This window comes from Pseudomonas sp. IT-P4 (assembly GCF_949767755.1).
GTDB classification, from domain to species: Bacteria; Pseudomonadota; Gammaproteobacteria; order Pseudomonadales; family Pseudomonadaceae; genus Aquipseudomonas; species Aquipseudomonas monachiensis.
This window is the reverse complement of record NZ_CATKPX010000056.1, coordinates 202,767-227,377: the sequence shown is the minus strand read 5'-3', so window position 1 is coordinate 227,377 and position 24,611 is coordinate 202,767. Positions and strand designations below refer to the sequence as shown.

The 24,611-nt window shown below is 61.6% G+C and carries 23 protein-coding genes and 1 pseudogene; 9 read left to right on the top strand and 15 right to left on the bottom strand.

Features of this window, described 5'->3' with window-relative positions:
* Nucleotides 1-2: 2 nt before the first annotated feature.
* The gene (locus tag ACM6IT_RS22365; protein ID WP_414918717.1) at nucleotides 3-1,058 is read right to left on the bottom strand and encodes a Gfo/Idh/MocA family protein; all 1,056 of its coding nucleotides are present in this window, start codon (nucleotides 1,056-1,058) and stop codon (nucleotides 3-5) included.
* Between the two features lie 238 nt (nucleotides 1,059-1,296).
* Nucleotides 1,297-2,073, bottom strand: a complete 777-nt coding sequence (locus ACM6IT_RS22360; RefSeq protein ID WP_056728773.1) for an IclR family transcriptional regulator — start codon at nucleotides 2,071-2,073, stop codon at nucleotides 1,297-1,299.
* Between the two features lie 175 nt (nucleotides 2,074-2,248).
* On the opposite strand from ACM6IT_RS22360, the gene ACM6IT_RS22355 reads away from it, so the two are divergent.
* From ACM6IT_RS22355 to ACM6IT_RS22340, 4 genes and pseudogenes are all read left to right on the top strand, one after another.
* Complete coding sequence (locus ACM6IT_RS22355) at nucleotides 2,249-3,997, top strand: FAD-dependent oxidoreductase (protein ID WP_414918716.1); 1,749 nt, start codon at nucleotides 2,249-2,251, stop codon at nucleotides 3,995-3,997.
* Nucleotides 3,981-4,412 (top strand): annotated as a pseudogene (locus ACM6IT_RS22350) (hypothetical protein). Before ACM6IT_RS22355 ends, ACM6IT_RS22350 begins: the two are co-directional and overlap by 17 nt.
* A 226-nt stretch (nucleotides 4,413-4,638) precedes the next feature.
* Complete coding sequence (locus tag ACM6IT_RS22345; RefSeq protein WP_414918715.1) at nucleotides 4,639-5,538, top strand: neutral zinc metallopeptidase; 900 nt, start codon at nucleotides 4,639-4,641, stop codon at nucleotides 5,536-5,538.
* Nucleotides 5,539-6,498, top strand: coding sequence for an alpha/beta hydrolase (locus tag ACM6IT_RS22340; protein ID WP_056728780.1), 960 nt, complete (start codon nucleotides 5,539-5,541; stop codon nucleotides 6,496-6,498). It begins immediately after the preceding gene.
* Nucleotides 6,499-6,552: 54 nt separating this feature from the next.
* On the opposite strand, the gene ACM6IT_RS22335 is transcribed toward ACM6IT_RS22340, so the two are convergent.
* The 3 genes from ACM6IT_RS22335 to ACM6IT_RS22325 all read right to left on the bottom strand — a co-directional run bounded on the left by ACM6IT_RS22335 (nucleotide 6,553) and on the right by ACM6IT_RS22325 (nucleotide 8,685).
* Entirely contained in the window at nucleotides 6,553-7,146 is a 594-nt protein-coding gene (locus ACM6IT_RS22335) for an HAD family hydrolase (RefSeq protein WP_414918714.1), read from the bottom strand.
* A complete protein-coding gene (gene tesB / locus ACM6IT_RS22330) occupies nucleotides 7,143-8,012 on the bottom strand; it encodes an acyl-CoA thioesterase II (RefSeq protein ID WP_056728784.1) in 870 nt (289 codons plus the stop codon). Before tesB ends, ACM6IT_RS22335 begins: the two co-directional genes overlap by 4 nt.
* A gap of 103 nt (nucleotides 8,013-8,115) precedes the next feature.
* A complete protein-coding gene (locus ACM6IT_RS22325) occupies nucleotides 8,116-8,685 on the bottom strand; it encodes a GNAT family N-acetyltransferase (protein WP_056728786.1) in 570 nt (189 codons plus the stop codon).
* A 78-nt stretch (nucleotides 8,686-8,763) separates the two neighbouring features.
* Here ACM6IT_RS22325 and ACM6IT_RS22320 point away from each other — a divergent pair, with 78 nt between their 5' ends.
* Together ACM6IT_RS22320 and ACM6IT_RS22315 are read left to right on the top strand one after the other, a co-directional pair.
* Nucleotides 8,764-9,684 (top strand): histone deacetylase, encoded by a 921-nt coding sequence (locus ACM6IT_RS22320; RefSeq protein ID WP_414914843.1) that lies wholly within the window; start codon nucleotides 8,764-8,766, stop codon nucleotides 9,682-9,684.
* A 194-nt stretch (nucleotides 9,685-9,878) separates the two neighbouring features.
* On the top strand, nucleotides 9,879-11,120 hold the full coding sequence (locus ACM6IT_RS22315; protein WP_414918713.1) for a TIGR03862 family flavoprotein: 1,242 nt from the start codon (nucleotides 9,879-9,881) through the stop codon (nucleotides 11,118-11,120).
* A gap of 117 nt (nucleotides 11,121-11,237) precedes the next feature.
* Here ACM6IT_RS22315 and ACM6IT_RS22310 read toward each other — a convergent pair whose 3' ends face one another.
* The gene (locus tag ACM6IT_RS22310) at nucleotides 11,238-12,578 is read right to left on the bottom strand and encodes a DEAD/DEAH box helicase (protein ID WP_150726987.1); all 1,341 of its coding nucleotides are present in this window, start codon (nucleotides 12,576-12,578) and stop codon (nucleotides 11,238-11,240) included.
* Nucleotides 12,579-12,656: 78 nt separating this feature from the next.
* Nucleotides 12,657-13,589 carry a drug/metabolite exporter YedA gene (gene yedA, locus ACM6IT_RS22305; RefSeq protein WP_223542006.1) on the bottom strand — a complete coding sequence of 311 codons (933 nt, stop codon included), beginning with the start codon at nucleotides 13,587-13,589 and terminating at the stop codon, nucleotides 12,657-12,659.
* Nucleotides 13,590-13,754: 165 nt separating this feature from the next.
* Between yedA and ACM6IT_RS22300 the strand changes: the two genes are divergently transcribed.
* Complete coding sequence (locus tag ACM6IT_RS22300; RefSeq protein WP_007990688.1) at nucleotides 13,755-14,207, top strand: Lrp/AsnC family transcriptional regulator; 453 nt, start codon at nucleotides 13,755-13,757, stop codon at nucleotides 14,205-14,207.
* 137 nt (nucleotides 14,208-14,344) lie between these two features.
* Here ACM6IT_RS22300 and ACM6IT_RS22295 read toward each other — a convergent pair whose 3' ends face one another.
* The 3 genes from ACM6IT_RS22295 to ACM6IT_RS22285 form a co-directional block, all read right to left on the bottom strand.
* Nucleotides 14,345-14,950: a PolC-type DNA polymerase III gene (locus ACM6IT_RS22295; RefSeq protein ID WP_056728794.1), complete on the bottom strand. Its 606-nt coding sequence runs from the start codon at nucleotides 14,948-14,950 to the stop codon at nucleotides 14,345-14,347.
* 22 nt (nucleotides 14,951-14,972) lie between these two features.
* A complete protein-coding gene (locus ACM6IT_RS22290; protein ID WP_007990686.1) occupies nucleotides 14,973-15,452 on the bottom strand; it encodes an NYN domain-containing protein in 480 nt (159 codons plus the stop codon).
* Between the two features lie 120 nt (nucleotides 15,453-15,572).
* On the bottom strand, nucleotides 15,573-16,334 hold the full coding sequence (locus ACM6IT_RS22285; protein ID WP_414918712.1) for a DUF2076 domain-containing protein: 762 nt from the start codon (nucleotides 16,332-16,334) through the stop codon (nucleotides 15,573-15,575).
* Nucleotides 16,335-16,512: 178 nt separating this feature from the next.
* Between ACM6IT_RS22285 and ACM6IT_RS22280 the strand changes: the two genes are divergently transcribed.
* Both ACM6IT_RS22280 and ACM6IT_RS22275 read left to right on the top strand, forming a co-directional pair.
* Nucleotides 16,513-17,187 carry a YciC family protein gene (locus ACM6IT_RS22280; RefSeq protein WP_414918711.1) on the top strand — a complete coding sequence of 225 codons (675 nt, stop codon included), beginning with the start codon at nucleotides 16,513-16,515 and terminating at the stop codon, nucleotides 17,185-17,187.
* 66 nt (nucleotides 17,188-17,253) lie between these two features.
* Nucleotides 17,254-18,333 (top strand): endonuclease/exonuclease/phosphatase family protein, encoded by a 1,080-nt coding sequence (locus tag ACM6IT_RS22275; protein WP_414918710.1) that lies wholly within the window; start codon nucleotides 17,254-17,256, stop codon nucleotides 18,331-18,333.
* 129 nt (nucleotides 18,334-18,462) lie between these two features.
* Here ACM6IT_RS22275 and ACM6IT_RS22270 read toward each other — a convergent pair whose 3' ends face one another.
* From ACM6IT_RS22270 to ACM6IT_RS22250, 5 genes are all read right to left on the bottom strand, one after another.
* Nucleotides 18,463-19,296: an ABC transporter ATP-binding protein gene (locus tag ACM6IT_RS22270; RefSeq protein WP_046041715.1), complete on the bottom strand. Its 834-nt coding sequence runs from the start codon at nucleotides 19,294-19,296 to the stop codon at nucleotides 18,463-18,465.
* On the bottom strand, nucleotides 19,284-20,087 hold the full coding sequence (locus tag ACM6IT_RS22265) for an ABC transporter permease (RefSeq protein ID WP_007990681.1): 804 nt from the start codon (nucleotides 20,085-20,087) through the stop codon (nucleotides 19,284-19,286). The genes ACM6IT_RS22270 and ACM6IT_RS22265 overlap by 13 nt, the downstream gene beginning before the upstream one ends.
* A gap of 8 nt (nucleotides 20,088-20,095) precedes the next feature.
* Nucleotides 20,096-21,082: an ABC transporter substrate-binding protein gene (locus ACM6IT_RS22260; RefSeq protein ID WP_414918709.1), complete on the bottom strand. Its 987-nt coding sequence runs from the start codon at nucleotides 21,080-21,082 to the stop codon at nucleotides 20,096-20,098.
* Between the two features lie 464 nt (nucleotides 21,083-21,546).
* Entirely contained in the window at nucleotides 21,547-22,917 is a 1,371-nt protein-coding gene (locus tag ACM6IT_RS22255) for an aspartate aminotransferase family protein (RefSeq protein ID WP_056728808.1), read from the bottom strand.
* Between the two features lie 21 nt (nucleotides 22,918-22,938).
* Nucleotides 22,939-24,429 carry an aldehyde dehydrogenase gene (locus tag ACM6IT_RS22250; RefSeq protein ID WP_414914837.1) on the bottom strand — a complete coding sequence of 497 codons (1,491 nt, stop codon included), beginning with the start codon at nucleotides 24,427-24,429 and terminating at the stop codon, nucleotides 22,939-22,941.
* Nucleotides 24,430-24,611: the final 182 nt, after the last annotated feature.

Sequence of the window (24,611 nt, the reverse complement as noted above, 5' to 3'; positions counted from 1 at the left end):
GCTCAACCCTCGATCAAGGATGGCGCGCAGGCACGCCCGGTTTCGGCGGCTTCGCGGATAGCCTCGATCAGCGCCAATGTTCGCGCGGCATCGGCGGCACTCACCAGCGGCTCGACCTCCCGCCGCGCAACGCGCACGAAGTGCTGCAACTGCAAACGCAGGGCTTCATCGGCACTGAAGCTTTCCTGGGTTGCCAGCAACGGTTGATGCCAGCCGCCGTCTACTTCGCTGTAGTGCCAGCGTTTAAGCTGCGGAATGCTCAGCGCCCCACCCGTTCCGGCCAGCAAGTAGCACGGTTGATCAGGATGACGCGGATACACCGGGTTCTCCCCCGAATCCAGCTCCCAGTTCCAGGGCGAAGCCACCGCATCGGAGCCGGTCAGGCTGCCCAGTGCGCCGCTGTCGAATTGCAGCAACACCGCCGCGCAATCCTCGTTGGCAAACCCGCGAATGGCATTGCTGGTGATGGCCTGAACCTGACGCACTTCACCGCACAAGTGCCGCAGCAGATCGAGGTCGTGGATCAGGTTGGTCAACAACATCCCCGCACCCGCCTCGCGGCGCCAGGGTGTTTCAAAATAGCTGTCGGGCTTGCGCAACTGCCAGAGCGCTGTGACCGTGGTCAACCGACCCAGTGCGCCGCTGTGGACTAGTTCGTGGGCGCGGACGATCAGCGGATTGTGCCGGCGGTGATGTCCGACCAGTACCGGAACACCACTGGCCTTCGAGGCAGCCACCAGTTCCCTGGCTTCATCCAGGTGCACGCCCACCGGTTTTTCCAGCAATACCGGCACGCCGGCCGCGAGGCAATCGAGGGCCGTGATGACGTGTTGCGTGTTCGGATTGGCGACGATGGCAGCGTCTGGCTTCGCCTGCTCCAGCATCTGACGATGATCGGCGAAACAGGCTACGCCCCATTGCGCCGCAAGACTGGCCGCCTGCGGTCCGGGATCCGCCATGGCGCACAACGTCGCTTCAGTCAGGGATTGCAGATGCTGGTAGTGCTGCTGGCCCATGTTGCCAGCACCGATCAGGGCGATACGAAGTGGCGAATTCAAGATACGGTCCTCTTGTGAGTGTTATTGGAGCGATGAATTCCAATAATTTAGAACCTGGTTCCAGATTCTTACACAGACCTGTCCTGAAAGTGTTCGAACAGCGCACAGCTTCTCAGGCTGAACACTGTTCAAAATGTGGGAGCGGGCTTGCTCGCGAATGCGGTGTGTCAGTCGCCATCCAGATCGCATGACCCACTGCATTCGCGAGCAAGCCTCCCACAGTCGATTTGCGCAGGCCTTAGCTGAACAACTCCGACGCCAGACTCGCCGCCGACAACTCCTCGGTGTAAGCCAGCAACAACGGCGCCAGCTCATGCAACCGCGCTCCCGGCATCCGCGCGCTCGGCCCGGCGATGCTGAGCACCCCGATCACCCGCCCATCGGCGGGATGGCGCACCACTGCCGCAATCGCCGAAGTGCCCACCGCCGAACTCTCCTCGACCCAGGCATAGCCCTGCTCCCGCGCCAGACGCAGGCGTTCGAGCAATTCGATGTTCGAGCGCGGCGCGTTCGGCCCCACATGTTCCGGCACCTGCGCGCCCTGCCGCTCCACCAGCGACAAGGCTTCGGCATCGCTCATGCACGCCAGCCACGCATGCCCCGAGGCGGTGTAGAACAACGGCGCGTCGCGGCCCATGTCCGGGTCGTAACGCAGACCGGAGCGCGCGCCCTGGGATTTGGCGATCCAGGTCTGACGCTCGCCGTCGATCACGCCCAGGCGCACCAGTTCGCCGGTTTCCTGCGCCAGGCGGTCAAGCACCGGCTGCACAATGTCGGCACCGCTGCTCGACAGGTAACGGAAGCCCATCGCCACCAGTTTGGTCGAAAGGTGATAACGCAAATTATCCGGATTCTGCCGCACATAACCGAGGCGGATCAGCTCGGCCAGCAGGCGATGGGTCGCGCTCTTGGGGATGTCCAGTTGCTCCGCCAGGGTCTGCATCGGCAGGCCACGGGGATCGCTGGTGAGGCTTTCGAGCACACTGAAAACACGTTCGATCTGACTGCCAGCCATGGTCGCTTCCACGCAAAATTTGCTCGATTCTAGAAGACAACCACACGAATGCGAAATCTGGAACTGAGCGTTCGATAACCGCCCGCTTTACACCCTCCAGACTTGTTCGACCTCACCCGATTCTTATATTTTCTGGAACCAGATTCCAAAATAATAGAACACCGGAGCTCAAACAATGCCTGCCGAAGCGCACTTTCTTCCCGACATCGACTGCGATGTGCTGATTGTTGGCTCCGGTGCGGCGGGACTGTCGACGGCCGTGACCGCCGCGTGGCATGGGCTGAAAGTCATAGTGGTGGAAAAAGACCCGGTGTTCGGCGGTGCCACGGCCTGGTCCGGTGGCTGGGCCTGGGTCCCTTGCAACCCGCTGGCCCGGCGCGCGGGCATTGTCGAAGACGTTGAACTGCCGCGCACTTACCTGAAACACGAACTGGGCGAGCGCTTTGATCCGGCGATGATCGACGCTTTCCTGGAAGCCGGCCCGCGGATGGTGTCGTTCTTCGAGCAGCACACCTCGCTGCAGTTCGCCGACGGCAACGCCATCGCCGACATTCATGGCGACACGCCCGGGGCCGGCACCGGAGGACGATCGGTGATCGCCGCCCCTTACGACGCACGAAAAGTCGGCGCGCTACTCAAGCGCCTGCGCAAAACCATGCGGGAAACATCGTTCATGGGCATGCCGATCATGGCGGGGGCGGACCTCACGGCATTCCTCAACCTGACCCGTTCGCTGTCGGCGGCCTGGCACGTTACGCGGCGTTTCAGCCGGCACCTGTTCGATCTCGCCATGCATGGCCGGGCGATGCAGTTGGTCAACGGCGTGGCCTTGGTGGCACGCCTGGCGAAATCCGCCGATGACCTCGGCGTGTTGCTCTGGGAATCAGCGCCCGTGAGCCGATTGCTGCGCGAGAATGATCAGGTACGAGGTGCAGTGGTCATCACCGCCAAAGGCTCGGTGCGCATCCATGCACGCAAGGCCGTGGTGCTCGCCGCGGGTGGTTTCGCCAATGACATCCAACGCCGCAAGGCACTGTTCCCCCGCACACCGACCGGGCATGAACATCTGGCCTTGCCGCCCCTCGGCGTTTGCGGCGATGGCCTGCGCCTGGGCGAAAGTGCCGGTGCCCGGGTCAATAGCGACATGGCGTCCGCCGTCGCTTGGGCGCCGGTTTCGCAAGTGCCGCACAGCGACGGCAGCACGGGACACTTCCCGCACATCATCGAGCGGGGCAAACCCGGCATCATCGGTGTGCTGAGCAACGGCCAGCGCTTCGTCAATGAAGCCAACGGCTACTACGACTACGTCACGGCCATGGTCGCCGCCGCCCCGCCGGGTGAAGAAGTGGCGTCGTGGCTGATCTGCACCCATGGCTTTCAGCGTCGATATGGCCTGGGCATCTCTCGGCCATTTCCGGTGCCGCTGTCATCCTTCATCCGCAGCGGCTATCTGAAAACCGGCAACACCCTTGAGGAATTGGCTGCAGCCTGCGGCATCGACCCGGTTGGCTTGCGCAGCACCGTGTCGGACTACAACCGCCACGCGCGCAACGGTGAGGACCCGCAGTTCGGTCGTGGCTCCACGCCCTACAACCGCAAGCAGGGTGACGCACTGCAACGACCCAACCCATGCGTCGCGCCGATCGAACAAGGCCCCTTCTATGCCGTGAAAGTCCAGCCGGGCTGCTTCGGCACCTTCGCCGGGCTCAAGGTCAACCAACATGCCCAGGTCCTGGATAGCGCGGCACAACCCATCGCCGGCCTGTACGCGGCGGGCGGCGACATGGCCAGCATCATGGGCGGTCACTACCCCGCTGGCGGCATCAATCTCGGCCCGGCGCTGACGTTCGGCTACATCGCCGCGCGCCACATCGCAGGCGTCACGGCTTATGAAAAGGAGATCGACCATGCAGCACATCGTTAACGCACAGGGTTTGAACATGCCGAAACTCGGCCTCGGCACCTGGCCAATGCTCGGCGAGGAATGCACCCGTGCCGTGGAGCAGGCTCTGGCTCTGGGTTACCGGCACATCGACACGGCAGCGGTCTACAACAACGAAGACCTGCCTCAAAGCCTGCGCAGCGAATACGTCGACCTGTTCATGCTCCATTAGCCATCCACCGATTGGGATTTGCCGCGCACCATAGAAACCCTGGTGTCGTTCAGGGAGCAAGGCCTGGCGCCCAAGGCCAGCAGCGAGTCCAATCAATTGGCCAATCTCGCGGCGATGGATGTGCGACTGGATGATGAAGACCGTGCCTTGATCGCCAGCCTGTCCAAACGCGAGCGTCAGGTCAGCCCCGACTTTGCGCCGGGATGGGATGCGTTCGACGAATAATCCGCAAGACCGGCGATCGCCCTCACGATAAAAAACCATCGTCCTACGGAATTCGATGGGTTATCCGTGTTCAATACAAGCCTGAAACCTTCTCGGCAGCCCTTCACGGGTAGCCGGGAATTGACCTGTGCGCGGAAAAAAGACGGACGGCCGGACTGGCGCCCCTCCCACTTGGCAGCAACACTCATCGCACAGAGTTTTACCCGGAACAGAAGAGGATTCCCACATGCTATGGAAAAAAGGCCGACGCAGCGACAACGTGGTCGACGCCCGGGGCGATGATGTTGGCGGCGGTGGCGGTGGCGGTGGCATGCGTTTTGGCGGTGGCAAGGGCCTGAGCCTGACGGCGATCCTCTTGATTGTCGGCATCGGCTGGATCACCGGCCAGGATCCGTTGCAAATCCTCGGACAACTGACCGGGCAAATGGAGCAGCAATCGGCGCCCGCCACCAACCAGAGTCGCCAGGCACCGCCGGCCAATGATGAGAGCGCTGAATTCGTGCGCTCGATCCTCGGCGACACCGAAGACACCTGGGGCGCGATATTCCAGCAGGCCGGCCGCCAATATAAGGACCCGACCCTGGTGTTGTTCAGCAACCGCGTGAATTCGGCCTGCGGTCTGGCCACCTCGGCGACCGGCCCCTTCTATTGCCCGGCCGACCAGAAGGTCTACCTGGACATGGCGTTCTTCCAGGAAATGTCCCAACGCTTTTCCGCTGCGGGCGACTTCGCCCAGGCCTACGTGATCGCTCACGAAGTCGGACACCATGTGCAGACCTTGCTCGGGGTGTCCGCGAAAATTCAGGCCGCACGCCAGCAAGGCCGGCAGATGGAGGGCGACGGTGGTTTGCTGGTTCGCCAGGAACTTCAGGCCGATTGCCTGGCCGGCGTCTGGGCCAACAATGCGCAGAAGCGCCTGAACTGGCTGGAGCCGGGCGACATCGAAGAAGCACTGAATGCCGCGAACGCCATTGGTGACGATCGTTTGCAGCAGCAGGGTCAGGGCCGTGTAGTCCCGGACTCGTTCACCCACGGTACGTCAGCGCAACGGGTGCGCTGGTTCAAAACCGGTTTCGCCCAAGGCCAGGTTGGCCAGTGCGATACCTTTGCGGCGAAAAATCTGTAAATGAAGAAGTGGTTGCTGGTTGTTCTGTTTACTTGCGCAACGTCCCAGGCCGCCGAGCCTGGGGTCAAGGAACTCAGCTCAGGGCGCCTGCTGTTGAAGTCAGGTGAAATCGCGGTGGGCATCAGCCCCGCCCCGGCAAAAATCGAACGGGTGCTGATCATCCTCCATGGTCGCTTGCGCAACGCGCAAACCTACCTGCAGAGCGGTGAGCACGCCGCCGAACTGGCCGGGCAAAGCGCAACGACCCTGGTGATCGCCCCGCAATTCCTCAATGAAACTGACGTTGCGGTCCATCCGGTGGCCGACACCGTTTTGCGCTGGCAAGGCAATGAATGGATGGCCGGCGGCGAATCCACGGCACCGTTTCGGCTGAGCTCCTACGCGGCGCTCGACGAAATCATCGCCCGCTTGGGTGACCATCAGCAGTTTCCGGATGTGAAGCAAATCGTCATCGCCGGGCACTCCGGTGGCGCGCAAGTGGTTCAGCGCTATGCATTGCTCGGCCACGCGCAATCCGAGCTCGATGCGGCCGGCGTGCAGGTGCGCTACGTGATCGCCAATCCGTCCTCCTACGCTTATTTCGATGAGCGTCGACCGGTGGCGTTCAGCCACGCCGGTTGCCCGAATTTCAATCGCTGGAAGTACGGGCTGGCGGATTTACCGGCCTACGCCGAAGGACAAACCGCCGCGCAGTTGCAGGAAAGTTACCTCAAGCGTGAAGTCGTTTATCTGCTGGGGCAGCAGGACATCGATCCGAACCATCCGGCGCTGGACAAGAGTTGTGAGGCCAAAGCGCAAGGGCCGTCTCGATTGGCCCGCGGGCGTTACTACTTCGATTATCTGAAGCGGTTGCAACCGCAAGGGTTGAAGCAGCAACTGATTGAAGTGCCCGGGGTTGGACATGATGGGGATGGGATGTTTACATCGCCGGAGGGGCAGAAGGCGTTGTTTGGGCAATGACTCTTGTAGTGCCTGGGCTTGCTCGCGAAAGCGGTTGACCAGGCAACGAAGCACTCAAGCCAACAGCATCTGCCGCAACTCGACACAATCCGCCGCATGCCAATCAGTCAATTCCGGCCATGGATTATCCGGCAGATTCACCAATACAGTCCGCGCTCCCGCCGCCCGCCCACAATCGAGATCGAAGCGGTAGTCGCCAACCATCACCATCTCGCTCGCCGGGACCTTCCACGCTTCGGCCAGTTTCAGCAACCCGCCCGGATGCGGCTTGGGCGGCGCATCATCGCGGCCCAATACATCCTCCAGCGCAAAGCAGTCGGCCAGGCCAATGGCCTCCAGCGTGACATGTGCCAGCTCCCGGGCATTGCGCGTGAGAATGCCCAGGCGATAACCGCGCCCGGCCAGTTCGCGCACCAATTCCACCGCACCCGGTGCCGGTTGCGAACCGAGGGCCAGGTCCCGCTCATGCTCCAGCAGCCACGCATGTTTGGCTGCGGCTTCATCGGCCGGCAGTGCGGAGAGGTGGGTCAGGATGTCGCGTTCGGCAGGGATCGCCAATGCCACGCGAATCGCCGCGAAGTCGTGCACGGCCACGGTCAGGGTGCCGTCCATGTCGAACACCCAGTGACGCACGTCGGCCAGGCTCATGCCCAATCCTTGCGATGACGGATCAAGCCTTCCTGGGTGACCGAGGCCACCAATTGTCCGGCACGGTTGAACACGCTGCCACGGGAGAATCCACGGGAGTTGCCGGCCCATGGACTGTCCATTGCGTAAAGCAACCAGTCATCGGCACGCAGATCCTGGTGGAACCACAACGCGTGATCGAGGCTGGCCACCTGCATGTCCTTGTTCCAGACCGTTTTGCCATGGGGCTGCATCGAGGTGACCAGCAGACCGAAGTCCGAGGCATAGGCCAGCAGGTATTTATGCAGCGCCGGCGAATCGGCCAACGCCCCGTCGGCGCGGAACCAGACGTACTTGACCGGATCGGAGGGCAGCGGGTTGTAGGGATCTTTCTCGGTCACCGGGCGAAATTCGATCGGCTTAGGGCACAGCAATTTTTCGCGCATTTTCTCGGGGATCAGGTGCGCGCGCTGCTGGGTGATCTCCAGCTCCGATGGCAGGTTTTCCGGACCGACCACTTGCGGCATTTCGGACTGGTGCTGGAAGCCTTCTTCGTCGTACTGGAACGACGCACTACAGGTGAAGATCGGGTGGCCCTTCTGGATCGCCGTCACCCGGCGCGTGCTGAAACTGCCACCGTCACGCACCCGGTCAACCTGATACACCACCGGCAACCCGGCATCGCCCGGTCGCAGGAAATAGCCGTGCATCGAATGCACATGGCGCGCCTCTTCCACCGTCTGACTGGCCGCCGACAGCGACTGACCGAGTACCTGACCACCGAACAGCTGACGAAAGCCCAGATCCTGGCTACGGCCACGGAACAGGTTTTCTTCGATCGGTTCCAGGGTCAGCAGGTCGACCAGATCATCCAACACTTGGCTCATTCAGATGCTCCTCACGCAAAACATTGCCGCGCAGCCTTGGCTGCAACGCTCGATTCAGTTTCTGGACTCTACCCATGGGGCCATTGTAAACGTCCGTGTCAGGTTATCCATGCAAGGTTTGCAGCCATTGCTCCCGGCTGATGCGATACAGCACATGCCGACGCAACGGATGATCGACGTCGAGTCGCGGGTGATCGAAGTCATTTTCCGGATCATGGTGCATGCCGATGGCCTGCATGACTTTCTCTGACGGCAGGTTGGTTTGCGTAGTGAAGGCCACGACCTCTTTCAGCGGCAAGCGGTCGAACCCGCAGCGCAGAGCGGTCCACGCCGCTTCACTGGCGTAACCCAACCCCCAGTGCTCGCGGGCCAGGCGCCAGCCGATTTCCGTGGCCGGGGTAAAGGGTGCATCGAAACCGACTACGCCAAGCCCGGTAAACCCGATGAACTGGCCAGAGTCCTTGCGCTGCAAAGCCCAGAGACCATAACCGTGCTCGGCGAAATGACCACGGATTCGCCCGATCAATGATGCGCTTTCCAGTCGGCTCAAGGTTGCCGGGAAATAGCGCATCACCTGCGGATCGGCACACATCGCCGCAAAGTCAGGTAAATCTTCATCGCGCCACTGGCGCAACAGCAGCCGGGCGCTTTCAAGTTCCAGTATTGGCTCCATTGCTCCCCGCCCTCCGTTTGCATGCCGCAAGTCTACAACGCTGGTAGGATTCTTCTCTCATTCCTGAATGAAATCATCATGCCGCTCCCGCTGATTTATCACGAAGACTACAGCCCCGAGTTTCCGGCGGATCACCGCTTCCCCATGGACAAGTTCCGCCTGTTGCGCGATCACCTGGTGGACAGCGGCCTGACCCGCGATGCCGACCTGTTGCGCCCGGAACTGTGTCCCGCAGAGATTCTCGCCCTCGCCCATGACCCTTCATACATCGAGCGCTACATGAGTGGCGAATTATCCCGCGAAGACCAGCGCCGCCTCGGCCTGCCCTGGAACGAAGCCCTGGCCCGGCGTACGGTGCGGGCGGTGGGCGGCTCGTTGCTGGCAGCCGAGCAGGCGCTGGAGCATGGCCTGGCCTGCCACCTGGCGGGCGGCACCCACCATGCGCACTACGACTACCCGGCCGGGTTCTGCATCTTCAATGACCTGGCGGTGATCAGCCATTACCTGCTGGAAAGTGGTCGGGTGAATCGGGTGCTGATCTTCGATTGCGATGTGCATCAGGGCGACGGGACCGCGCGAATACTGCACAACACTCCGGAAGCGGTGACCGTTTCCCTGCACTGCGAGAAGAACTTTCCCGCACGCAAGGCCGAAAGTGACTGGGACATTCCGCTGCCCAACGGCATGGGCGATGTCGACTACCTGAAGGTGGTGGACGATGCACTCAACTACCTGTTGCCGCTCTACCAGCCGGACTTGGTGTTGTATGACGCCGGAGTCGATGTGCACAAGGACGACGCCCTGGGTTATCTGAATCTGACAGACGAAGGCGTCGCCGCCCGCGATGAAAGCGTGATGCGCCATTGCCTGGGCCGCGACATTCCGCTGGTCGGGGTGATCGGCGGCGGCTACAGCAAGGATCGCCAGGCCCTGGCCCGCCGTCACGGCATCCTCCATCACAGCGCGCAGCGCGTCTGGCAGTCATCAGGTTGTCACTGAGTTGTGGATGCTTTACCCACAATGCCTGTGGAACTGCCTGTGGATAACCTGAGTGAAAGGGCCTGTAGCCCATGCTGCGTATAGGCTACAGAACGGTGGTTGTTTTTTAACCAGCCCTCCAATACACCGATCATCCCTGTGGGGACGGGGCTGGTAGAATGCCCGGCTTATCCCGCCAGACCGCAGCGCATCCCATGACCCAATCCTCGTCACCCCTTCCCCCTCACGTCGCCATCATCGGCGGCGGCCCCGCCGGTCTGATGGCGGCCGAAGTGTTGAGCCAGGCCGGGATCAAGGTCGACCTGTACGACGGCATGCCCTCGGTCGGACGAAAATTCCTGCTGGCCGGCGTCGGCGGCATGAACATCACGCACTCCGAAGCCTACCCGGCGTTTCTCTCGCGCTACGCCGAACGCGCCCCGCAGATTGCCCCGCTGCTGCGTGGCTTCGGCGCCGAAGCGCTGTGCCAGTGGATTCATGACCTGGGCATCGAGACCTTCGTCGGCAGTTCCGGCCGGGTATTCCCCACCGACATGAAGGCCGCGCCACTACTGCGCGCCTGGCTCAAGCGCCTGCGCGACAGCGGCGTAGTTATCCACACCCGCCACCGCTGGCTCGGCTGGGACGAGCGTGGCGGATTGCGCATCGACAGCCCGGAAGGCGAAAAAACCGTGCAAGCCGATGCCACCCTGCTCGCCCTCGGTGGCGGCAGTTGGTCGCGCCTGGGTTCGGACGGCGCATGGATGCTGGCACTGGAGCAACTGGCTGTAGGATTGGCGCCATTGCAACCGAGCAATTGCGGCTTCGAGGTGCAGGCCTGGAGCGAATTGATGGTCAGCAAATTCGCCGGTGCGCCGCTGAAAAACATCGCCATCGGCCTTAACGATGACGTGCCGCGACTTGGCGAATGTGTGATTACCGCCACCGGAATCGAAGGCAGTCTGATCTACGCCCTGTCGGCACCGATCCGCGAGGCAATCAACCGGCACGGCTCGGCAACCATTCATCTGGACCTGTTGCCCGGCCGGCCTGTGGATAAAGTTCAAGCGGCGTTGAGCAAGCCGCGGGGATCGCGTTCCATGGCCAAGCACTTGCACAGTCAGTTGGGCATCGATGGCGTAAAAGCGGCGCTATTGCGTGAACTGGCCAGCGCCGATTGCTTTGCCGACATGGCCTTGCTGGCCAAATCGATCAAGGCATTGCCACTGACGCTGGTGAAAACCCGACCACTGGATGAGGCCATCAGCAGTGCTGGCGGTGTGTTGTTCGAGTCGATGGATGAGCGATTGATGCTCAAGCAACTGCCTGGCGTGTTTTGCGCCGGGGAAATGCTCGATTGGGAAGCGCCGACCGGCGGCTATCTGCTGACCGCGTGTTTCGCCAGCGGGCGAGCGGCGGGGTTGGGGATGGTGGAATGGTTGCAGCGCAAGGGCTGAAGACCGAGGCGCGCCCTTCGCGAGCAAGCCCGCTCCCACAGGGGATTTGTGAACAACACAGATCCAGTGTGGGAGCGGGCTTGCTCGCGAAGGCGGCCTAACAGACGCAGAGGTAAATCAAGGCTTACGCTTGCGCGGCCCGGTATTGAACACCGGCACTTTGCGCACAGGCTTGATCGAAGGTTCCGCCGGCGCAACCTCTCCGCTATCAACCCACCGCCCCAGATTGCGTTTACCACCGCCACCACCGGAAGCCTTGGGCTTCTTCGGTTTTTTCGGCTTCTTGACGACCTGGCCACTGGCATCGGTGTCCGGCACGCGGTGTTCAGGTTCGAAGTCCGGCTCGTTCTGCCGCTTCAAGGTCTGGCGGGTCAGCATCTCGATGGCCGACAGCAGATTCACTTCATCGGCGCAGACCAGGGAAATCGCCTCGCCGGTCGAGCCCGCGCGGCCGGTACGACCGATACGGTGGATGTAGTCCTCAGCGACAATCGGCAAATCGAAGTTGACCACCAACGGCAGGTCTTCGATGTCCAGGCCACGGGCCGCCACGTCGGTAGCGACCAGGATCTGCACTTCACTGGCCTTGAAACGATCCAGTGCGCGCTGACGAGTCGCCTGGGGTTTGTCGCCGTGGATGCCGTCTGCGTTGATGCCCAGGCCCTGGAGTTTATCCACCAGCGCATCCACGCCGTTGCGGGTCTTGGCGAACACCAGCACCTGCTTCCACTTGCCCTTGCGCATCAGGTGCACGAACAGTTCCGGCTTGCGCTTCTTGTCCACCGTCACGATCCATTGCTTGACCGTATTGGCCGCAACGTTGCGCGGGCTGACCTCGATGGTCAGCGGATCGTTGAGCATTTGCCCGGCCAGCAGGCGGATGTCGTCGGAGAAGGTCGCGGAGAACAGCAGCGTCTGACGTTTCTTTGGAAGAGCGCGGTAAATGTTCGCCAACTCCTCGGAAAAGCCCAGGTCGAGCATGCGGTCGGCTTCGTCCAGCACCAGGGTCTGCAGCTGGTTGAACTTCAGCGCGTTCTGGCGGAACAGGTCGAGCAAGCGGCCCGGGGTCGCCACCAACAGGTCGACACCGCTGCGCAGTTTCATCATCTGTGGGTTGATGCTGACGCCGCCGTATACCGCGTAGGTGCGCAGCGGCAGGTTTTCGGCGTACTGGCGCACGGCTTCGTGAACCTGCTCGGCCAGCTCGCGGGTCGGTACCAGGATCAGCGCGCGAACCGAGTTGGCGGTGACTTTCGGCCCTTCCATGGCCAGCAGTTGCAACAGCGGCAGGGCGAAACCGGCGGTCTTGCCGGTACCGGTCTGGGCGGCGGCCATCAGGTCGCGACCGGCCAGCACTGCCGGAATGGCTTGCGCCTGAACCGGCGTCGGTGTCTGGTAGCCGAGCGTCTCGAGGGAGCGCAGCAAGGGTTCGATCAGGCCAAGGGTGGCGAAAGTCATGGGAGTACCGTAGGAAAATTCAGCGCGGGTTGTTCAAAACAAGTGTGCAAAACAAGATGCAATACCGCGCAGTTTACCCTAATTCACACGGGATTCTGTCGGTACTGCCGTCACCACCACTGGCCGTTCTGGCGTGCGGCGCCATTGTGGCAAGCCGATCAACACCACGGCACTGATGATCACCGCCATCGCCAGGGCTTCTTCGATGCCGATGGTCTCGCCAACGAACACGATCCCCAGCAACACCGCCACCGCCGGGTTGACGTAGGCATAACTGGTGGCCGCCGCCGGACGCACATGCTTCAACAGATACATGTAGGCGTTGAAGGCGATGATCGAACCGAACACGGTCAGATACGCCAACGCGGCCCAGCCTTCGATCGGCGGCACCTTTTCCAGCTGCTCACCACTGACTGCGCTGGCAATCAGCAACACCACACCGCCCACCAGCATTTCCACAGCACTGGCCATCGCGCCCTGAGGCAATGGCAAATGTTTGCTCCACACCGAGCCAAAGGCCCAGGTCGCCGCCGCAAAAATCAGCAACGCCGCACCCAGCGGGCTTGATTGCAGGTTGGAACCGAGGTTGAGCATGCCGATGCCGATCAGCCCGAGCACAATCCCGGCCCATTCGAGACGGGTATTACGTGCGCCCCAGAAATATCCGCAGAGCAAGGTAAACAGCGGCACCGTCGCCACTGCCAGTGCCGCGACACCGGAAGCAACGCCGGTGTGTTCGGCCACGCTCACAGCGCCATTGCCGCACGCCAGCAACAAGATCCCGATGATCCCGGCAGCTTTCCACTGCGCCCAGGTCGGTGCCGGCGCCCCACGCCAGCGCAGGAAGGCATACATCAAGGTCCCGGCGATGACGAAACGGATGCCGGCGAGCAGCAGTGGCGGCCAATACTCCACGCCGATGCGGATCACCAGGTAAGTCGAGCCCCAAATCACATACAAGGCGAAGAAGGCAGCGATCAAGGGTAAGGGAAAGCGACGAAGGCCGGACATGGGGGCAGCTCACAGGCAAGGACAAGTGAACGGCTATTCTAGAAAGGCCAGCGTCGGAAAATAAGTTACAAAACCTGTTTAAAGCGCCAGTACACTTTTCAAAACACGGAGTTCAGCGCTATAAACCATGTTTTCGAAAGCTGGCCATTTTCAGGAGTCACCCCGATGGATAAGTACGACCGCATGCTGCTCAGCGCCCTGCTGGAAAACGGTCGTGCGTCCTACGCGGACCTGGCGCGCAAGGTCAACCTGTCTGCCCCGGCCGTGGCCGAGCGCGTGGCCAAGCTCGAAGCCAGCGGCGTGATCACCGGTTATCAGGCGAAGGTCGACATGGCCAAGCTCGGCCTGCCGATCCAGTGCGTGATCGAACTGCGCCTGAACCAGCACGGTAACCAGAAAGCCTACGACGACCTGATCAAAATCCCGCAATTGACCGAGTGCCATCGGGTGACCGGCGACCCGTGCGTGATCATGCAAGCGGCGGTGGGCTCAATGCCGGAGCTGGAAGAACTGATCAACCGGATCGCCACGTTTGGCTTCAGCAAGACGTCGATTGTGTTGTCGAGTGCGATAGAGAAGCGGGTGCCATTGGGGCACATCGAAGGCAATGGCAAATAGCTTTCTTTGGGACCGTAGGAGCTGCCGAGTGAAACGAGGCTGCGATCTTTTGACTTTGATTTTAAAGATCAAGATCAAGAGATCGCAGCCTCGTTTCACTCGGCAGCTCCTACAGGGGTTATGCGGTGTTTTCGGGATCAGCGATAACGCTTTAGGTGCTCGCCCACTTTCGCCGCCGGCACTTTCTGCAACTTGCACAGCAAATCATGGGACAGCTCGCGCAAGCCATGCTTGTGCCGCAGTTCGTCCGCCAGGTGCGCCGTCAGGTTGGCCGCCATCTCGGCATCGGCCATCGCCCGGTGGGCCTTGCCGGTGTGGGGCAAGTTGGCGAACGTGGTGAGGGTGCCGAGTTTGTGGTTCGGCGCGGCGGGCATCAGGCGTCGGGCCAATAGCAGCGAGCAGGCAAAGTTCTGCAAGCGGGTGCGTTTGATTCGTCCGAGCTCGAAGTCCCAGAACTTCTGGTCGAACGCGGCGTTGTGCGCCAGCAATGGCGTGGTACCGACGAATTCATTCACTTCATTCATCACCTGCTCCGCCGACGGCGCGGTGCGCAGCATGGCGTTGCTGATGCCGGTGAGTTGTTCGATGAAGGCCGGGACGCGCACGCCGGCATTCATCAGGCTTTGGTAACGCTCGACGATGCGCCCCTGTTCAAGGATCACCACGGCGATTTCCGTAGCCCGGCAGCTGCTGCTCGGGGAGATCCCGGTGGTTTCAAAGTCGATGACTGCTATGCGTTCCAAACCTGTTTCAACTCCGTAAAAATCAATTCTTGAGCAGCAACGCGCCTTCGATCGGCACGTAGCGGCTGGCGGCGCGGATCAGCGAGTTGGCCGTCAGGCCCGGTACCCCGTAGGCCACCGCTTGCACCCCATGTTTGCTGATGATGCGTTCGAGCAGCATGTCGAAATCACCGTCGCCGGAGGCCAGGACGATTTCATCGACATGGTCGGCGGCATCCATGATGTCGAGGGTGATGCCCACGTCCCAGTCGCCCTTGGCCGAACCATCGCTGCGCTGGATGTACGGCTTGAGCTTCACGGTGAAACCGAGGTTGCGCAGGATCTGCTGGAACTGCTGCTGTTTGCTGTCGCCACGGTCGATGGCGTAGGCGTAGGCTTCGACGATCTCGCCCTGTTTGCTGATGTCAGCCCACAGTGCGGCGTAGTTGAAGTGGCAACCATAGGCCTGACGCACGGTGTAGTAGAGGTTCTGGACATCGGCGAACACTGCGATTTTTTTCACCGGCTTTCCTCGAGGCTGAATCAGGCACCAGGCCCGAAAAGTCGCCCAGTATGCCAGCCCGAAGGATTGTTCCGCGAATAATCAGCTATGTGGCGAGGGAGCAAGCTCCCTCGCCACAGGTCAGACGAAGGAATCGTCGTCGCCGCCGAAGAACGATGAGCTGTCATCGCTGTAGTCGGCGTCGCTGAATCCGCCCTGATCGTTGCTCCTGGAATCGTTACCGGCCATGCGCTGGTCATCGCCCCAGCCACTGTTGCCCTGGTCGTTGACCTGGGCCGGCTCTTCCTTGATGACTTCGACGACTTCCGGTTGCTGATTGTGATGGAACAGGCTGCTGATGCCTTGTGCCAGCATCACGCCACCCGCCACGCCGGCGGCGGTTTTCAGCGCGCCACCGAGGAAACTGCTGCCGGCCGCTGCCGGAGCCTGCTGCTGGGGTGCGTAGCCCTGTTGTGGAATGTTCTGCTGTGGCGGCTGCGAACCGAACGACGAGCGTCCCGGCTCACGCCAGCCACCGTTCGACAGCGGTGCGCTCTGGGTTGATGCGGGCTGTGGCTCGCGGGAGTTGCCGCCAAAGATGCTCGACAAAAAGCCACCGCCACTCGGCGCAGGAGCCGGGGTCGCCTGGGCCTTGGCCTGTTGCAGTTCGGCCTGCAATTGCTGGACTTGCCGGGTCAGTTGTGTGTTCTGCTCATCGAGGCTCTTGATCGCCGCCTCTTGCACCAGAATCGCCTGGGTCATGAAATAACCTGCCGCGGGCTGGCGCGTCAGGTGTTCCTTGATCCGCGCCTCGGCCTGGGCGTCGCGCGGGGCTGAGTCCGTTTCGGCCTGTTGCAGCCGGGAAAACAGTCCATCGATCAGGGTTTGTTCTTCGCTGTTCATGGCGACCTCGTAGATTGCCGGGGAAATCGTTGCCTTTATCCAATGAGGATAAGGTGCTCGACCTTAATGGAGGCTGAAACAAGATGTTTCAATGTCCTTTACCGAACGTTTACGTTTGCTTCCCCCTGCGCTTGATCGGTTAAAGTGGGCCACTGCTTCCAACCTGCGATACCAACTGATGAATCCGTTAGATGTGCTGCGTGACTCCCTGTATTTCTTCAAGCGCAATCTGGGCCAGATCGTGCAACTGTGCCTGCCGCTGGTGATGCTTGAGGCACTGCTGCAACAAGTGGTCGACCATTCCACCGAGCCGGACAGTTTCCCCGGCATCAGCGTGATTGTCGGCTTGCTGGTGTATCCGCTGTACACCGCCGCGCTGATTCTGTTTCTCGACGCCCGCAGCCGAGGCGAATCGCCGAGCAACCGCGAGCTGCTGTCCAGGTCCGCCTACCTGTGGCCGCGCTTCGCCCTGCTGACGGCGCTCAATACCGTGCTGATTCTGCTGGGCCTGTCGCTGTACTTCCTGCCCGGTATCTACTTGATGGTGACCCTGGCGTTTGGCGAATACCTGCTGGTGTTGCGCGGCCTGGCGCCGCTGGCGGCCATGAAGGAAAGCCTGCGCATGACCCATGGGCATTTCTTGCGCATCCTGCTGTGCATTCTGTGTGTGATGGGGCCGTTGTGGCTGCTCAAGGGCGTGACGCTGGCGGCGTACCCGGAACCGCAGAACCCGGTGATCTCACTATTGATCGACAGTGCCCACAGCTTCCTGCAACTGTTTACCAGCGTGGTGCTGTTCCGGTTGTTCATGCTGATCAACCCGTTGCCTGAGAGAAATGACAACTCGCTCTGACCTTGGGCGCGACCATCGCTCTCGGGTATGCTCGGGAACAACTCTGTAACGCTATTAAGCCGAGCCATGACCCGTCTACTGCGCTACACCCTGCTGGGCCTGCTGATCATGACCGTCCTGATCAGCGCGATGATCTACAGCCTGACCTGGCGCCCCGACGCCAAAGAAGTGTTGCCAGTCAGTTGCAGTACCCAGGCCCCTTCCCTGGTCCCCGGGCAGGCGTTGAAGGTGATGACCTGGAACGTCCAGTACCTGGCCGGCAAGCGCTACGTATTCTGGAATGACCTGGCCGCCGGTGCCGACGAACGTCCCACAGCGGAAGATATGGCCTTCAGCCTCGACGAAGTGGCGCGGGTGATTCGCGACGAACAACCGGACATCGTGCTGTTGCAGGAACTGGACGACGGCGCCAAGGCCAGCGATTACCAGCAGCAGTTCAAACTGCTGCAGGAACGGCTTGCCGACTTGTATCCCTGTGGCGCCAGCGCGTTCGACTGGAAGGCCGACTTCGTACCGAACCCGCACATCTTCGGCAGTGTCGGCCGGCAACTGGCGACCCTGAGCCGTTACCGGATCGAACATGCCGAACGCCTGCAACTACCCGTCGCCTCGGGCAATCCGCTCAGCCGCCAATTCAAACCCAAAGACGCCTTGCTGGTGAGCTACTTGCCCTTGAGTGATGGCGGGCAAATAGCGGTGCTCAATACCCATTTGGACCGCGCCAATCGAGCCGACAACACCTTGCAAAACCAGGTGAACGCCGTGGCCAGGGCCCTCGATAAACTCGAAAGCCGTGGCACGCCGTGGCTGATCGGTGGGGATTTCAACCTGTTGCCGCTGGGCCAGTATCGACGCCTGTCCGACGCACAACGCGCGCCCTACTCCGCCGACAGCCCGTTGCACCTGCTGTGGGACAAGTACCCGATGATCCCGAGCAACAACGAAGCCAGTGGTATCGACCGCGAACGCTGGCTGACCCATTACCCGAACGATCCCCGGCTGAACGGCCCGGACCGGACCGTCGACTACCTGTTCTACAGCCCGCGGATCAAACGGGTGGAGGCGATGGTGCGGCAGGATGATACGTTGCGCATCTCCGATCACCTGCCGGTGATTGCGCGGTTTTTGTTGCCGGTTGCGCCCTGATACCGAGGCAACACAATACCTGTGGGAGCGGGCTTGCTCGCGAAGAGGCCAGTACATCCGAGATCAATGTTGTCTGATACACCGCTTTCGCGAGCAAGCCCGCTCCCACAGGGTCTGTGTATGCTCGACTTAATGCACCTCCTCCAGATCATCATGCAGCAGCCCGAAGATCTCGCGCTTCATCTCGATGAACGAGCGCTCCATGACCATATCGAGGTTGCGTGGACGTTCGATCGGCACATCCAGAATCTGCTTGATCCGCCCTGGCCTGGCGCCCATCACATACACCCGGTCACCCAGCAGAATCGCCTCGTCGATGTCGTGGGTCACGAACAACACGGTCTTTTTGCTGTTGCCCCACACCCGCAGCAACAACTGCTGCATTTGCAGGCGCGTCTGGCTGTCGAGGGCGCCGAAGGGTTCGTCCATCAGCAGGATCTGCGGATCATTGGCCAGCGCGCGGGCAATGGCGACGCGCTGCATCATGCCGCCGGACAACTGCTTGGCGTAGTTGTCGGCAAAGCCGCTCAAGCCCACTTCATTGACGTAGTAGTCGACGATGTCCTTGCGTTGCGCCGCCGGCATGCCGCGGCGCTTGAGGCCGAACTCGACGTTCTGCCGCACCGTCAGCCACGGGAACAGCGTGTAGCTCTGGAACACCATGCCACGGTCCGCACCGGGGCCTTCCACCTGTTGGCCGCCGACGTAGATCTCGCCCGAGGTCGGTTCGGCCAGGCCGGCGGTGAGGTACAGCAGGCTCGACTTGCCGCAACCCGAAGGTCCGACCAGTACCGCAAATTGCTGGTCCGGCACCTCGAACGACACTTCCTCCAAGGCGGTAAAGGTACCGCCATCGGGTTTCTTGTAACTCAGGCTGACCTTGTCCACCTTCAGCCGAGGCGCGTTCACTGGGGCAGCATGAGGCGCGGTAAAACGATGAGTGGCGGCGGTTACTGAGCCCATGCGGTGATCCTCAGGCGTAGGAAACGGAACAGTTGATCGGTGACCAGGCCCAGCAGGCCGATGATCGCGATGGCGAGGAAAATCACATCCACCTGGAAGCCACGCATGGCCTTGAGGCTCAGGTAACCCAGGCCACTGGAAGCGGCGACCAGTTCAGCCACTACCAGGTAAGTCCAGGCCCAGCCCATGGTCACGCGCAAGGTGTCGAGCACACCTGGCAGGGAAGCCGGAGCGATCACATGCAGCACTGCATCGCGGCGATTGGAACCGAGGGTGTAGGAGGCGTTGATCAGGTCCTTGGAGATGCCTTTGGACACGTCCGCGATCATCACCAGTTGCTGGAAGAACACGCCGAAGATGATCACCGACACCCGCTGCTCCAGACCGATGCCGATCCACAGGATGAACAGCGGCACGAAGGAGGTCACCGGCAGATAGCGAATGAAGTTCACCAGTGGCTCAAGAAAGGCCTGGACGATGCGGAAGCTGCCCATCAACAGTCCCAGCGGCACCGCCACCAGGGACGACACGATGAAACCGACCATCACCACTTCAACGCTGGCCCACACATGTTGGCCAAGGGTGCCGTCGCGGCCTAACCGCACGGCGGCCTCGACCACCGCGCCCGGCGTCGGCAGGAACATGCCTGGCACCACGCCACCGTAGGACAAGCCGGCCCACAGACCGACCAGCAGCACCCAGGCCAGGCCGCTCGCGCTCCAGATCACCGAGACCGGCAAACCGGTCTTGGGCGTAATGCAACGGCTCAGCCATGAATTGCGCTTGAACATGCAGCCTCCTAGAGCGGGGTGACGAAACGGTTGTCGATCAGGTCGTCATTGCTGACGTTGTAGGGCTTGCCCTGCAGCTCGCTGGCGGTCTCGTTGGCCAGTTTGATCAGCGGTGCGCTGTCACCCGGCTTGCCCGGCGAGCCCAGCAGTTTTTCGCTCATGGCCTGATCGTAGAAACGCACGCCTTGCGCTGCGGCTTCCAGCTCCTTCGGATCGGCCAGGTAACCGCCGACACCCTTGGCCATGATTTTGTAGGCTTCCTGCGGATGATCCTTGGTGTACTGCACGGCTTTGTACAAACCGGCCACCAGGGCCTTGACGTCTTCCGGCTGTTTTTCGATCACGCTGCAATTCAGTGCGACCACATCGACGATCACCCCCGGTGTGCTGCTGCTGTCGATCAGCACCTTGCCCTGCTGCTTGTCGCGAACCATCGACAGGTGCGGCTCCCAGGTCACGGCGGCGGGTACGCGACCGGCGATGAACGCGGTGGCGGCGTCGTCGGCCGTCATGTTCTGCACGGTGATGTCGCTCATGCTCATGCCGTGTTTTTTCAGCAGATAGGACAGCCAGAACTGCGAGGTCGAACCTTCGTTGACCGCAACGGCCTTGCCCTTGAGTTCCTGCAGGCTCTTGATGTCCTTGCCTACCAGCACGCCGTCGCCACCATGGCTGTCGTCCAGCGCGGCCACGGCCTTGAAGCAGAATTGCGGACGGTACTTGAGCACCTCGTCGATGGTCGACGCCGAGCCCGACAACTCGCCGGACGCTTGTGCAGCCATGTACATCGCCGCTTCCTCGACCACCGGCAATTCGACGGTCAAACCGTTTTCCTTGAAGTAGCCAAGGTCCTGGGCCAGGTACAGGGTGCCGTAGCCGACCCAGGTGGTATGACCGATGGACAGAGTGCCGGCCTGGACGCTGGTGGCAACCGTCGCGGCGATGGCGGTGACCGCCAGCGGATAAGTGAAGCGGGTGAGCAAGGACTTGGTCATGGAGCACTCCCAAAGCTGTTGATTTAGTTTTGTCATGGGCAGTACGGCGAGCCCTGAATCGGCTGCGACCTGTGGTCTCTGTGGGACCCTTCGGCGGGCAGCATTCGGCGGGCTGGCGAGATCGATGTTGGCCCATGGGAGGGCTTAGGAAAACGAGGAAATATGTGGATGCGAGTGATGAAAAAACTGGTTAGCGCGCACCGCGAAAGGGCGCTGTGGGCGGGGATGCCCGAGGTGGGTGCAAAGCTTGAGAACAGCAAAAGATCGCAGCCTTCGGCAGCTCCTACATTGGAATGCGATCCCCTGTAGGAGCTGCCGAAGGCTGCGATCTTTTATGTCTGTCGCAATCGCGAGCAGGCTCGCTCCTACAGGGGTCTATGTCGCCCTCGTTTCCGATGATCGACACAAATCCAATGTAGGAGCGAGCCTGCTCGCGATAAGGTCCGCAGGACCTTCCAGCAAGATCAGAGCCGGCCGTATTCCTGCGCCGTACGATCCACCGCTTTCAGGGTCTTGGCGATCAGCTCATCAATCTCTTCACGACTGGCAATCAACGCCGGCGCCATGATCATCCGGCCAAGGGTAGAGCGAATGATCACCCCCTCCTCGAAACCGATCGTGCGGCAGCGCCAGGCGATGTCGTTCTCGTTGGCAAAACGCTTGCGAGTGGATTTGTCTTCGGCCAGTTGCAACGCCGCGACCATGCCGGTGCCCTGGATGTCACCCACCAACGGGTGCTTGCCGAACACTTCGCGCAGGCACTGTTGCAGGTACGGGCCGATGTCGTCCTTGACCCGCGTCACCACGCCTTCGTCACGCAATGCCTTGAGGTTGGCAATCGCCACCGCCGCCGCCACCGGGTGCCCGGAATAGGTCAGGCCGTGGGCGAACACGCCGCCCTGCTCCACCAGCACCGAAGCCATTTTCTTCGACAGGATCAAACCGCCCATGGGGATGTAGCCCGAGGTCAGGCCCTTGGCGATGGACAGGGTGTCCGGCTCGAAACCGAAGTACTCGTGGGCGAACCATTCGCCGGTGCGACCGAAGCCGCCGATCACTTCATCGGCGCACAGCAGCACGTCGTACTTGCGGCAGATGCGCTGGATTTCCGGCCAGTAGCTTTCTGGCGGGAAGATCATGCCGCCGGCGCCCTGGAACGGTTCGGCGATAAAGCCCGCGACCTTGTCCGCACCCAGTTCGAGGATCTTCGCTTCCAGTTGCTGGGCCGCGCGCAGACCGAATTCCGCCGGTGTCAGGTTGCCTTCGTGGGCGAAGAAGTACGGCTCGTCGATGTGCTCGATGTCCGGAATCATGCCGCCCATTTCGTGCATGAATTTCATGCCGCCCAGCGCCGTCGCGGCCAGGGTCGAACCGTGGTAACCGTTCCAGCGACCGATCATGATTTTCTTCTCGGGCTTGCCGAGCACCTGCCAGTAACGACGCACCGTGCGGATCAACACCTCGTTGGCCTCGGAGCCGGAGTTGGTGTAGATCGCGTGGCTGTAGTGAGCCGGCAGCAGGCTGAACAGCAGCTCGGACAGCTCGATCACCTGCGGGTGGGTGGTGTGGAAAAACATGTTGTAGTACGGCAGTTGCTCCAGCTGCTGGCTCGCAGCAAAGGCCAGGTCCTTGCGCCCGTAACCGAGGTTGGTGCACCACAGCCCGGACATGCCGTCGAGGTAACGCCGGCCATCGTTGTCCCACAGGTGCAGGCGTTCGCCACGGACCATCACCCGTGGCCCCTCGTCGTTGAGGGCTTTTTGATCGACGAATGCATGGATGTGGTGCGCAGCGTCGGCGGCCTGGTAGTCGCGGGTGTCACGTGGTGTGGTCATCGCCAGTTCTCCGTTTTGTTATCAGCGCAATTGAAACCAGGTGGTCTTCAACTGGGTGTATTTATCGAATGAATGCAGGGACAGGTCGCGGCCGAAACCCGACTGCTTGCCGCCGCCAAAAGGCACGGTCACGTCCAGCGCATCGACGCTGTTGACCGACACCGTACCGGCCCGCAATTGTCGCGCCACACGGTGGGCGCGGTTGAGGTCGTCGGTCCACAGCGAAGCCGCCAGACCGTAGACGCTGTCGTTGGCCAGTTGCAAGGCGTGGGCCTCGTCGTCGAATGGCGTAATCGCCAGCACCGGGCCGAACACTTCATCGCGAAACAGCGGCATGTCCGGGGTCACACCGGTGAAAATCGTCGGCTGGATGAAGTTGTCCGAGCCGTTGAAGATCGACTGCCGACCGCCACAAACCTTAGTCGCGCCTTGCTGTTCGGCCTGCTGGATGAACTTCATGATCCGCGCGGTCTGCCGGCTGTCGACGATGGCCCCGGCGGCGCTCGACGGGTCCAGAGGATCGCCCGGCAACCAGCGTTCGGCCTGGGCCTTGAGGCGCTCGACGAACTCGTCATGGATCGAGCGCTGCACCAGCAACCGCGAGTTGGCCGAGCAGACTTCGCCCTGATTGAAGAAGATGCCGAACGCGGCTTTTTCCGCGGCCAGATCCAGGTCCTGACAATCGGCGAACACCAGGTTGGCACTCTTTCCGCCGCACTCCAGCCACACCTGCTTGAGGTTCGACTGGGCCGAGTACTGCATGAAATATTTGCCGACTTCGGTGGAGCCGGTGAACACCAGGCAATCGACGTCCGGGTGCAGGCCGAGGGCTTTGCCGGTCTGCTCGCCGAGGCCCGGCAGTACGTTGAGGACGCCTGCCGGAATCCCCGCCTCCAGCGCCAGCTCAGCCAGGCGCAGGGCGGAAAACGGCGACTGCTCGGCCGGTTTGAGGATTACCGAGTTACCGGCGGCCAGGGCCGGGGCGAGTTTCCACGCCGCCATGTCCAGAGGGAAATTCCACGGCACCACGGCAGCCACCACGCCGAGGGCTTCGCGAGTAATGGTTGCCAGCACGTTCTGCGCGCTGGGGGCGATCTGGTCGTAGAGTTTGTCGAGGCTTTCGGCGTACCAGCGGAACACGCCTGCGGCACCCGGCACGTCGATGTTGTAGGCATCGGTGACGGGCTTGCCCATGTTCAGCGAATCGAGCAGCGCCAATTCTTCACGGTTTTCCAGGATCAAGTCGGCCAGGCGCAACAGCACTTGCTTGCGTTCGGTCGGCGAGCGCGCAGCCCAGGTGCCAGCCTCGAAGACCTGCCGCGCATTGTGCACCGCCGCGTTCACATCTTCTTCACCACAGGCGGCAACGTTGGCCAGGCATTGCCCGGTGGCGGGGTTGATCGCGGCGAAGGTCTGCCCCGACTGCGCCGCGCGGCGCTGGCCGCCGATCACGGCCTGGTCGGGAAACCGCAGGGAAGCGGCCTTGCGTTGCCAATACTCAAGCTCGAACACGTTCAGATGCTCCAGAGGACATTCTTGTGTATTGGATAGTCGCTCAGGCCCGAGCGGTGGAAAACCAGTAAAAATGTGTTCGCAGGCCAAGAAAAAACTACGTAGCCAATCTCCCTTCTGGCGCAGCATGTGGTTATTGTTCAAACACAACAAATCGCCACCCGAGCGGATAGGGGTGGCGC